The following is a 9,774-nucleotide window of genomic DNA, read 5'->3' on the forward strand; positions in this document are numbered from 1 at the left end:
CAGTCTTTTCAGGGGGAACCAGTGCCACTCAGTAACAAAGTCATCGCTGGGCGCTATCAGCTCAGCAAGCTCATCGGTAGCGGTGGGATGGCTGATGTTTATGTTGCACAAGACTCTGTATTAGGCCGCAAGGTTGCCATCAAGGTTCTCAATGAAGAACTTGCTGCCAACAAGAAGTTCAGTCAGCGATTCAAGCAAGAAGCAAAGTCTGCTTCCACCATGAATCACCCCAATATTGTCAGTGTCCTTGATGCAGGCGAAACCACTGAAACTGACTCTGAGGGTGTGAAGCACACTTACGCATTCCTCGTGATGGAATACGTTGACGGTCTTGAACTTTCCAAGCTCGTAGCTCGTGGTCCCCTCAAGGTTCCTGAAGCTATTCGTGTGACGAAAGAGCTGCTGTCAGCCATTGAATTCGCCCACAACAAGGGCATTGTTCACCGCGATATCAAGCCGGATAACATCATGCTCACGCGTGCGGGCAAGGTGAAAGTTCTTGACTTCGGAATTGCTCGAGCTGTTGCTGAGACCTTTGACGACATCGCGACCACGACTTCCATCTTGGGCACCGCGGCATACTTCTCTCCTGAGCAAGCTCAGGGCCAGAAGGTTGATATTCGCACTGACCTCTATGCCGTCGGAATTGTCCTGTTTGAAATGCTCACCGGCAAGGTTCCTTTCACGGGTGACACTGCCGTTGCTGTGGCCCACCAGCACATTCACGCTCACCCACCAGCACCTAGCTCTTTGAACCCCAAGGTTTCACTAGCCCTTGATCAGGTCGTATTCACGGCTTTAGCTAAGGACAAGGCAGATCGCTTTCAAACAACTGCTGAATTCGGGAAAGAGCTGCGTCTAGCAGAAGCTGCAAAGACTGTTGCACCGAAGAGTGTGAAAGAAAAGCCTGTTGTAGAGAATGACGTCAACTCTTTGCTGGGCTCACCCATCTCTGAACCTGCTGCTGAAAAATCGGACACGGTTTCAGAGCTCCCTGACGATTTCCTTTTCCTCTTCGGTGATGATCCTCAAACTGCTCCCACGCTGATTCAGCCAGAGCAATTCCGTCCCGAGCGCAAGCGAGTGATTACTGCGGTCGCGGTTATTGCTTTGGTATTCGGCGCTATCGCAGGAATGGGCCTCTGGGTTGCTACTTTGCAACCAACCAACATCTTCCCTTCTTCAACAGTGACCGTGCCCACGCTCAAGAACGTGGAAGAAAAGGCTGCTGTCAAAGAGCTCCAAGACCTTGATCTCATTACGAGCATCGTGGTTGAGAACTCTGCACTTGTAAAAAAGGGCAAGGTCATCCGCACTGAGCCTGAAAAGGGGGCTGTGATTGACCCCGGAACACCCATTACCGTCTATGTGTCTGCTGGAAAGACCATGGTGGAAGTTCCTCAGGTTGCAGATATGACAGTGGCGGACGCAAAGGTCCAACTGGAAGCAGTCGGCTTAGTAGTGGGAACCACCACGGAGGGACACTCACCTTCGTATGCAGCTGGCTTGGTCATCAGCACCACACCAACCCTAGGCACCAAGCTCATTCAAGGCAGCAAGGTCAACCTGCTGGTCTCTGATGGAAAGATTGAGATTCCCGATCTCAAGGGCAAGACGGTCACTGACGCCAACAACCTCTTGAGCACCTTGTCGATTACTCCTACCGTTCAGGCAGATACGACCTGTGCAAAGGGAGAACAGCCAACAGTGCGAGCACAGTCTCCAGCACCAGGTGTTGCACCGCAGGGAACCGCAGTCACCATTACCTACTGCGCAGGATAATTCCTAGCGAATAAGTGGGCTCTTTGTCAGAGCCAGCTTTGCTGCGCCTGCCAAGCCGCACACTTCAAGCCAGTTGCCCAGCATGGTGTAACCACCCTCTGTCAGGACAGATTCTGGGTGGAATTGAACTCCATAAATGGGTGCTTCTGCGTGCTGAAGCCCCATGATCACTCCACCGGTGGTGGAGCTGGTCACGACGAGTTCTTCGGGAACTGTTGAGTTCACCACTGCAAGAGAGTGATACCGGGTTGCGGTGAAAGGCTGGGGAACAGCCGCATAGAGAGTGCTGTCGTCGTGGTTGATCAGTGACGTCTTGCCGTGCATGAGCTCTTCAGCGTTCGTCACGGTCGCACCGAAAGCTTCACCAATTGCTTGGTGGCCTAGGCACACACCTAACAAAGGAATGCTTTGTTTGCGGGCAGAGTGCACTGCAGCAATTGAGACACCCGCATCTGATGGCTTACCTGGGCCAGGAGAAACGAGAACACCGTCGTACTCGGCCAAAGTGGCATCAAGTTCTTCCAGGGGAATCTGGTCGTTGCGCACAACAACAGTCTGTGCGCCCAGCTCTTGCAGATACCCGTTGAGGGTGTAGACAAAGCTGTCGTAGTTATCGATTACCAAGATCCTGGTCATTGATTAACCGTAACGTCTCTGACCGTAATTGCTGTATCCACGATGGGAAAGACGAAGACCATCAGAACAGTAATGACGACAGCGGCAGCCGCGGTCAAGATCGCAATCTTGACCCAGAGGCTGCCAGGAAGCACTCGCCACAACGCTGCGTACATTACTTGTCCACCTTCTGTGTCTCTGCCATCTCAGCAGGAGGACCTGCTGAACGTGGTCGCCATGACTCCAAAACGCTATAGACAATCATGCGCTCTGCATCGCCGAGTAAAGGATTACATGTGGTGATGGTGAGCAGGCTTTGGTCTCCAGGAGAAGCATTTGTTCCAGGTACAGGGAGGAGAACATCGACCGCTGAGGGCAGAACAAACTCGTAGTTCCGGAAGGCGTAGGTGTAGTACCCGTCAGCTGTCTCCACGTAAATCTTGTCGCCGACTTGCAGCTTGGGGGCATCGCCAAAAGGACTACCCCAGTTGGTGCGGTGGACAGCCACAGCAAAGTTTCCGGGTTGACCGGGCCATTGGGTATCAGGGTAGTGACCGTAGTAACCGTTGTTGAGGACGGTGGTCAGATCAATGCTGTTCTTCACCACGCGTGTGGAGTCTGCCCCTAAACGAGGAATGTAAATCGTGGCGAACTTGGCGCCTTCACCAGCTCCCTTGAAAGCCGGGGCTGGACCAAAATCTTCTGTTGACGGAGCTGAGGCTATCTTGTCTTTGTCCGTGGACCACTCTTGAACGAGTTCTTGTGAAGCGGATTGCTGCTGGCTTGCAACAACAGCGTTGTTGATCCACAGCTGCCAGGCAAGAAAGAGCAGGACTATGGCGCCAAAAGTGATGAGGAGTTCGCCAACAATGCCCATGATGCGGGAAAGAGTTGCTGGCTTGAACACGTACCCAACTTTACCCGGCAGAAAGCTGTCATCCTGTGGAGTTACTGAATTCGGGTAGACTTTTGAGCACTATGGCTGCAGAAAAGAAGAAGCGCACGAAGGCTCCTCGTAACCCCGAGGCTACCGGCGCAGACGCACCGAACCCCGTCTGGTTCAAGCCCGTCATGTTTGGCTTCATGCTCATCGGCTTGGTGTGGATCATTGTGTTCTACATCAGCCAGGGAACCTTGCCTATCTTGGCTCTTGGTTCATGGAACATCCTGGTCGGATTCGGCATTGCCTTCATCGGCTTCCTGATGACCACACGGTGGCGCTAACTCTAATTACACGCGTGTAATTCTCCCCATGTGGACAACCATGTGGATAACTCTCGTTGTTAACCCTGCACAAAGATCGGGGCATGCGAGAGGGCTAATGCCACAAAACCCAGCACGGTCAGGCTGACCAGAGCAAGCTGAAGTCTCTTCTGCGTGTATTTGCGTGTTTGCACGAAGATAAAGCCCAGCAGTGCTCCGCCGAGCAAACCGCCCAGGTGCGCTTGCCACGAGATACTCATCCCTGGCAAGAAGCCAATGACCAAGTTGATGCCAACCAGCACTAATAACTGGGTAGTTTCCCCACCCAGCTTTCGTTGGATAACAAGGAATGCACCCATCAAGCCAAAGATGGCCCCTGAGGCGCCGACAACAAAAGTGTCATGAGGAGCCCAGAACATGACGCCCAGCGATCCGGCCAGGCCAGAAGCGAGATAGAGCGTGATGAAGCGCGCCTTGCCCAGCAATCGCTCGAGCATTTGTCCAAAAATCCACAACGTATACATATTCAGCAGGATGTGGAAAACAAAGCCTGTTGAGTGCGTAAAAACTGAGGTAATCATGCGCCACGGCTCGTAGGGCGCCCCAATAGCCCCATATTCGCCATAGCTATACAGCGGGGAATAAGCCAAGTAGTTGGTGGCGCCTAAACCGGGGATCCACTGGATCACATAAAACAGTGCCGTAATCGCAATCAGCGAATAGGTCACCACCGGTGTTTGATTACTGCGGCCACCCAAAGCTTCTCGGCCCACTCGTGGAGCTCGAGCCTGAGCCTGGCCTAAACATTCAGGGCAGATTACGCCGACGGGGGCGGGAACCTGGCACTGCACGCACACGGAGCGCTCACAGCGCTGGCAGCGAATAAAGGTGGGTGTATCCGGATGGCGATAACAGGAAGGGGCTACCTCAGCGGTAGCCCCAAAGCCTGTCTCGTTGCTCACGAAGAGTTAGACCTGCTCGATGGTGATGGATTCAATCACCACGTCGTCGAGGGGACGGTCACGACCATCGGTCGAGACAGCGCCCAGCTGGTCAACAATGGCACGGCTTGCTTCGTCCTCAACAGCACCGAAGATGGTGTGCTTGCCCTGCAACCAGGTGGTGGGTGCAGTGGTGATGAAGAACTGAGAACCGTTGGTTCCCTTTCCGCCATAGGTTCCAGCGTTTGCCATCGCGAGGATGTAGGGCTGGGTGAAGTTGAGCTCAGAGTTGATCTCGTCATCGAACTGGTAGCCAGGGCCGCCGGTGCCGGTTCCGAGAGGGTCGCCGCCCTGGATCATGAAGTCGGGGATGATGCGGTGGAAGACAACGCCGTTGTAGAGAGGATCGTTGCGCTTCGCGCCGGTCTTGGGGTCGGTCCACTCGATATCTCCAGTGGCGAGACCTACGAAGTTCTTCACGGTCTTAGGAGCGTGGTTTCCGTAGAGGTTGATCTTGATGGGGCCAAGAGTGGTGTTCATCGTGGCAACTGCAGTGTGAATAGACATGGCTCAATCTTTTCACACGGCGCCTCAGAAAATGCTCCTCGTTCGCTCACCGGGGAACAGCTCTTGTGGCATTCACAGCCAACAGTGGCAAGATGGAACTATGGCACGCAAAAAGATGACTGAAGCAGAAGTACTCAAGGCACACGCAGAGGAACTTCTGCACGAACAGCAGCGCGTTCTTGCTCACGCAGGTTCCGTCGTTCGTGAAGCCAGCCGTGAACTCGGCCGCGTCACGAGTGAAGAGGTTTTCCCTCGTGTGGCTCGAGGAACTCGTGCGGCAGCTCAGAGCACCCGCGACAAGCTGGTGGATGATGTTCTGCCCACCGTTGCCTCCGTTATTGGTTCGACCCTCTCGGTTATCGACGCTGCTCGCGACAAGCGAGTGAAAGAAGTAACAAAGCAGGTTGCCAAGCTCGCTGCAGGAAAGAAGGCTGTTGCCCCTGCCGCCACCGCGAGCGCAGGTAAGTACATTGCTGCAGGAATTGGTATCGCTGCTCTTCTTGGTGTTGGTTACGTTGTCTGGCAGACCTTCCGTGCTGACGACGAACTCTGGGTCTCTGAAGACGAATAAGCCCTCATGGCTTTAGTTCTGCCCCAATTTCCTGTGGGGTCAGTCTTGATGCCTTTCATGCCTTTGGCATTGAGAGTGTTTGAACCCCGTTATCTCAAGCTCATGGGCGATCTGGTTGGCTCGGAGAACCCTGTCTTCGGTGTTCCCCTCCACCCCCAGCGCGTGGCAGCCGGCGAACAGCCTGAACGCCTCACCATTGGCACCGTGGCCAAAGTTGAAGACTTTGGCATGACTGATGAGCACCTCGGTATCACCGCCACCGGAACAAGGCGCTTTGTCGTGACGAAATGGCTCGAAGCAGATCCTTACCCTCGTGCAGAGGTTGCCTACCTCCCCGACCTGGTCTGGGATGACAAGTTTGATTCCCAGCGCATGACTCTGGAACTCGAGGTTCGTGGACTTCTCACCCGTGCCAGTAAGTATGGCGAAATGATGTGGGAACCAGACACTGAAATCTCTGAAGAACCTGTTGCTGCAATCTGGCAGCTGGCAGCCATGCTGCCTGTCCCTCCTCAGGAACAACACACCATGCTCGAGTCTGAAGACCTCGAAACCCTCATTGAAACGGCACTGGCTATTTGTGCTGGGGGTAACCGCTTCCTCGATGGCCTCGATGCCGGGGAGTCACCTGAGTCAGAGGACTGACCTGCGAGATACTGGAGCAATGACCGGCTCACAGTCCCCAGAATCATGGAATGACGCCGTGTTGCGCACGCAACACCACCCTCACTTCATGCAATCACTGGCTTGGGCACAGTTCAAGACAGGTTCCGGTTGGGAACCTTCTGGTCAGCACCTGACTGATTCCTCTGGCGCAGAAGTTCTTGCCGTTCAAGAGTTCACTCGACCAGCATTCGGTTTGGGCAACCTCATTCACGCTCCCCGTGTCTCTGGAATAACACCAGAGAAGGTGAAAGTCCTCACCGACTATGCCAAGAAGCTGCGCGGTGGAAAGAACCTTGCTTACAAGATTGAGACTTACCAGCAGAGTGATCCAGAGCTGATCGCTGCCTACAAGAGCAATGGCTGGGTTGAGGCCTACCCTTCGCAGTATCAGTGGTCAGTCACCGTTGACCTCACTCCTGACGAAGACACCATGTTTGCGAACTTTGGCCCCAAGGCCCGCAATCACCTCCGCTTTGCCATGAAGGCAGACATTGAGGTCAACCGCGTTCCCTTCACCGAAGAGAACATTGTTCAGCTTCTTCAGCTCGTTGGAGGAACCAAGGATCGCTCTGGTGCGTTTTTCCGTTCCGAAGACTACCTGCGCAAGGCGTGGGGCACCTTCGATGCTGCTGGCCAGGCCTACCTCTACCAAGCACACCATGAAGGCACGCTGATTGCTGCTGCCGTAGTCTTCACCTTCGGCAAAAAGGCCTGGTACAAAGACGGCGGCTCTATTCGCACCCAGAAGCGCCTGCCTGCTCCTCACCTGATGCAGTGGACCATCATGCGTGATCTCAAAGCTGAAGGCTTTGAAGCCTATGACCTGGGTAACGTTCCAGACCCTGAGAACATCACTGCAGGAGCTATGGAAGGCCTCTGGCACTTCAAGACAGGCTTCAACTCCACCGTTGACACCTACATGCCCGCGTTTGAGTATCCCTTGAACTCCAAGCAGAAGCTGTGGAACAAGTTCGAGACTAAGTTCCTGGGTCTCTACTCGCGCCTGCGCAAGGACTACTGGTACTAACTACTTCTTTGAAGCGGGGTGGTCCATCCGCATATAGACGCCACCCTTCTTCAGCTCATCAAGCATTTGGTTCAGGCGCTTCTGACGAATCTCTTGCCGAACAGCACGGGTGATCCACGCCAGGTAGTCATTGCGTTGATACGCAGGCCTGTGGTCATAGTCAGCACGCAGGCCGTTCTGTTCCAGCGCTAACTTCACGTCCGCAGGCATCTCTACGAGTTTGCGGCGCAGGTTTCCCTTTTTGTCGCGCATATCTCGTGAAGACACAGAATTCCTAACTGCTTTTTGAACCGAAAACCTTCACGACAAGAATGTCAATGAAGATCAGGATGGTGACAATCCAGCCAAAGGTCATGTTTACTTGCTGCCCTTGGAACATCTGCACCAGTGCAATAGCAATCATGACAAAAGTAACTGCCAAGAGAATGATGTGAAGGGTCTTAGTTGTTGATGGGCTGAGTTTGTTCACTTTGATTACCTCTCCTCATTGAGAAAGTGATTCTGCTGTTCAGCGTAGTCTGAACCCATGAATGATGTTGTGAAATACAACGAAGCAGCAGATGCTGACAACCGCCCTGTCATTGACTTCCTCTTTGAAGAGTTCCAACAGGCACTTCCAACTGCCACCTTCAAGGTCTGGCACGGAGCACCCGTTTTCTTTCTCGACGACATCCCTGTTGTGGGATACCAAGACCACAAGCATGGCGTGAAGGTCTTGTTCTGGAGCGGGAAAGACTTTTCAGAGCCTGGGCTTCTTGGCATCGGCAAGCACAGGGCCGCCGGCATCACATATACGGATGTTGCAGCAATCAACGTGGAAGACCTCAGGCGCTATCTCCGCTTGAGCACAGAGATCATCTGGGACTACAGGTCACTACGTCCCAAGAAGTAAAACAAAACACCCTCCATTTCTGGAGGGTGTTTCTTGTTGTGGAGCCTAGGAGAATCGAACTCCTGACCTCCTGCTTGCAAAGCAGGCGCTCTACCAATTGAGCTAAGGCCCCGATTGCTTTTACTACTTTACATCAAAATATAAAGAGCAATTGCGTGGGGCTACCAGGACTTGAACCTGGGACCTCTTCATTATCAGTGAAGCGCTCTAACCACCTGAGCTATAGCCCCGCTTAGGCAGATTCGAGACTACCGGAATCCCGGCAAATCTCTAAATCGAGCCTTGGGTTGGTTACTGCTGGTTGGTGAAACCAACCGACAAACCGCCCGTAATCTTGGCTGCTGCGTTGTAAAGAACCGCGCAAATTGCACCCATGACAGTGATGACGATCAGGTTGACCAAGCCAACTGCAGCCGCTGCGCCCACAGTCTTACCAATGGACGCAATGCTGTTGATGTCGAAGGAATTGCTTCCCAGAACCTCACCAGCAACGCTGTTCGCGGTCTCGAAGATACCGGTCTGAACGAAGACTAAGTACAGAAGCAAAGTGCCAACAACGACAACGATGAACTGTGCCAAACCAAGAAGGAACGACATCTTGAGCGCAGACATGAAGTCGACATAAACGAGCTTCAGGCGAACCTGCTTAGCCTCAGGACCCTTAGGTGCCCTGGGCTCGCTCTTGGGAAGCTTGTCTTTGAGCTTCTGTGCCAATGCGTTACTCATTTGGTGCCTCTTCCACTACAGCGTCTCCGCTGATTGCTTCTACTTCTTCTTCAACTGCATCTTCTGCAGACTCAAGATTACGCTCTGAATTGCGTGCGACGGCAAGAATCTTGTCGCCCTCTTCAAATCGGGCGAAGACAACACCCATGGTGTCACGTCCCTTGGCAGGAACTTCGTTCACTGCCGAGCGGACAACCTTGCCGGTTTCGAGGACAACGAGAACTTCGTCTTCTTCACCAACAATGAGTGATCCGACCAGATCTCCGCGGTCTTCGCTGAGCTTGGCCACCTTGATACCCAGGCCGCCACGGTTTTGTGTGCGGTACTGGTCAGCAGAGGTGCGCTTGGCGTAGCCACCCTCGGTGACGACAAAGACGAAACCAGAGTCAGATACCAGCGAGGCAGACAGCAGGCTGTCTCCGCCGCGGAACTTCATGCCGGTCACACCAGAGGTCGAACGACCCATGGGGCGCAGAGCCTCATCGGTTGCGGTGAAGCGGATGCTCATACCCTTACGTGAAACGAGGAGAACGTCCGAGTCAGCTTCAAGGAGAAGTGCTGAGACGAGCTCGTCACCTTCGCGCAGCTTGATGGCGATGATGCCACCGGTGCGGTTGGTGTCGTATTCGGTCAGTGCAGTCTTCTTGATCAAACCATCGCGCGTTGCCAGGGCGAGGTACTGAGCTGCCTTGTAGTCGCGGATGTCGAGAATCTGGGTGACCTGCTCATCTGGAGCAAGTGCCAAAAGGTTAGCGATGTGCTGACCCTTAGCGTCACGACCTGC

General features: G+C 53.8%; 15 protein-coding genes and 2 tRNA genes. 6 read left to right on the top strand and 11 right to left on the bottom strand.

From position 1 onward, the window contains the following. The first annotated feature begins 21 nt into the window (after nt 1-21). Nucleotides 22-1,782: a Stk1 family PASTA domain-containing Ser/Thr kinase gene (gene pknB / locus Q0362_RS08900; protein WP_298122671.1), complete on the top strand. Its 1,761-nt coding sequence runs from the start codon at nt 22-24 to the stop codon at nt 1,780-1,782. A gap of 3 nt (nt 1,783-1,785) precedes the next feature. On the opposite strand, the gene Q0362_RS08905 is transcribed toward pknB, so the two are convergent. Genes Q0362_RS08905 through Q0362_RS08915 form a run of 3 tightly spaced genes read right to left on the bottom strand, consistent with a single transcriptional unit; the run spans nt 1,786 to nt 3,304 of the window. Next, nucleotides 1,786-2,418 (bottom strand): aminodeoxychorismate/anthranilate synthase component II, encoded by a 633-nt coding sequence (locus tag Q0362_RS08905; protein ID WP_298122673.1) that lies wholly within the window; start codon nt 2,416-2,418, stop codon nt 1,786-1,788. After that, nucleotides 2,415-2,573 (bottom strand): hypothetical protein, encoded by a 159-nt coding sequence (locus Q0362_RS08910; protein WP_298122675.1) that lies wholly within the window; start codon nt 2,571-2,573, stop codon nt 2,415-2,417. The genes Q0362_RS08905 and Q0362_RS08910 overlap by 4 nt, the downstream gene beginning before the upstream one ends. Further along, nucleotides 2,573-3,304, bottom strand: a complete 732-nt coding sequence (locus Q0362_RS08915) for a class E sortase (RefSeq protein WP_298122677.1) — start codon at nt 3,302-3,304, stop codon at nt 2,573-2,575. The genes Q0362_RS08910 and Q0362_RS08915 overlap by 1 nt, the downstream gene beginning before the upstream one ends. A gap of 71 nt (nt 3,305-3,375) precedes the next feature. Between Q0362_RS08915 and Q0362_RS08920 the strand changes: the two genes are divergently transcribed. Further along, nucleotides 3,376-3,621: a cell division protein CrgA gene (locus Q0362_RS08920; protein WP_280794674.1), complete on the top strand. Its 246-nt coding sequence runs from the start codon at nt 3,376-3,378 to the stop codon at nt 3,619-3,621. A 59-nt stretch (nt 3,622-3,680) separates the two neighbouring features. Here the strand turns inward: Q0362_RS08920 and Q0362_RS08925 are convergent, their stop codons facing one another. Together Q0362_RS08925 and Q0362_RS08930 are read right to left on the bottom strand one after the other, a co-directional pair. Then, the gene (locus Q0362_RS08925; RefSeq protein WP_298122679.1) at nt 3,681-4,562 is read right to left on the bottom strand and encodes a rhomboid family intramembrane serine protease; all 882 of its coding nucleotides are present in this window, start codon (nt 4,560-4,562) and stop codon (nt 3,681-3,683) included. Between the two features lie 6 nt (nt 4,563-4,568). Next, nucleotides 4,569-5,108: a peptidylprolyl isomerase gene (locus Q0362_RS08930; RefSeq protein ID WP_298122680.1), complete on the bottom strand. Its 540-nt coding sequence runs from the start codon at nt 5,106-5,108 to the stop codon at nt 4,569-4,571. A 100-nt stretch (nt 5,109-5,208) separates the two neighbouring features. Between Q0362_RS08930 and Q0362_RS08935 the strand changes: the two genes are divergently transcribed. The 3 genes from Q0362_RS08935 to Q0362_RS08945 are packed head-to-tail and all read left to right on the top strand — an operon-like array spanning nt 5,209 to nt 7,372. Further along, the gene (locus Q0362_RS08935) at nt 5,209-5,679 is read left to right on the top strand and encodes a hypothetical protein (RefSeq protein WP_298122681.1); all 471 of its coding nucleotides are present in this window, start codon (nt 5,209-5,211) and stop codon (nt 5,677-5,679) included. Between the two features lie 6 nt (nt 5,680-5,685). Further along, nucleotides 5,686-6,324: an LON peptidase substrate-binding domain-containing protein gene (locus tag Q0362_RS08940; RefSeq protein ID WP_298122683.1), complete on the top strand. Its 639-nt coding sequence runs from the start codon at nt 5,686-5,688 to the stop codon at nt 6,322-6,324. A 19-nt stretch (nt 6,325-6,343) separates the two neighbouring features. Further along, a complete protein-coding gene (locus tag Q0362_RS08945) occupies nt 6,344-7,372 on the top strand; it encodes a peptidoglycan bridge formation glycyltransferase FemA/FemB family protein (protein WP_298122685.1) in 1,029 nt (342 codons plus the stop codon). Here Q0362_RS08945 and Q0362_RS08950 read toward each other — a convergent pair whose 3' ends face one another. Further along, a complete protein-coding gene (locus Q0362_RS08950; RefSeq protein ID WP_280794668.1) occupies nt 7,373-7,639 on the bottom strand; it encodes a YdeI/OmpD-associated family protein in 267 nt (88 codons plus the stop codon). A 7-nt stretch (nt 7,640-7,646) separates the two neighbouring features. Beyond that, on the bottom strand, nt 7,647-7,841 hold the full coding sequence (locus Q0362_RS08955; RefSeq protein ID WP_298122687.1) for a hypothetical protein: 195 nt from the start codon (nt 7,839-7,841) through the stop codon (nt 7,647-7,649). Nucleotides 7,842-7,898: 57 nt separating this feature from the next. Between Q0362_RS08955 and Q0362_RS08960 the strand changes: the two genes are divergently transcribed. Beyond that, complete coding sequence (locus tag Q0362_RS08960; protein ID WP_298122689.1) at nt 7,899-8,264, top strand: DUF1801 domain-containing protein; 366 nt, start codon at nt 7,899-7,901, stop codon at nt 8,262-8,264. 39 nt (nt 8,265-8,303) lie between these two features. Here Q0362_RS08960 and Q0362_RS08965 read toward each other — a convergent pair. From Q0362_RS08965 to Q0362_RS08980, 4 genes are all read right to left on the bottom strand, one after another. Further along, nucleotides 8,304-8,376 (bottom strand) — tRNA-Ala (locus Q0362_RS08965). Between the two features lie 44 nt (nt 8,377-8,420). Then, nucleotides 8,421-8,494, bottom strand: a tRNA-Ile gene (locus Q0362_RS08970). Nucleotides 8,495-8,555: 61 nt separating this feature from the next. Beyond that, a complete protein-coding gene (locus Q0362_RS08975) occupies nt 8,556-8,990 on the bottom strand; it encodes a DUF3566 domain-containing protein (protein ID WP_298122690.1) in 435 nt (144 codons plus the stop codon). Beyond that, a partial coding sequence (locus Q0362_RS08980) for a DNA gyrase C-terminal beta-propeller domain-containing protein (RefSeq protein ID WP_298122692.1) occupies nt 8,983-9,774 on the bottom strand: 792 nt, incomplete at its 5' end. The genes Q0362_RS08980 and Q0362_RS08975, both read right to left, overlap by 8 nt.

This window comes from uncultured Aurantimicrobium sp., assembly GCF_936931525.1.
Taxonomy (GTDB): domain Bacteria; phylum Actinomycetota; class Actinomycetes; order Actinomycetales; family Microbacteriaceae; genus Aurantimicrobium.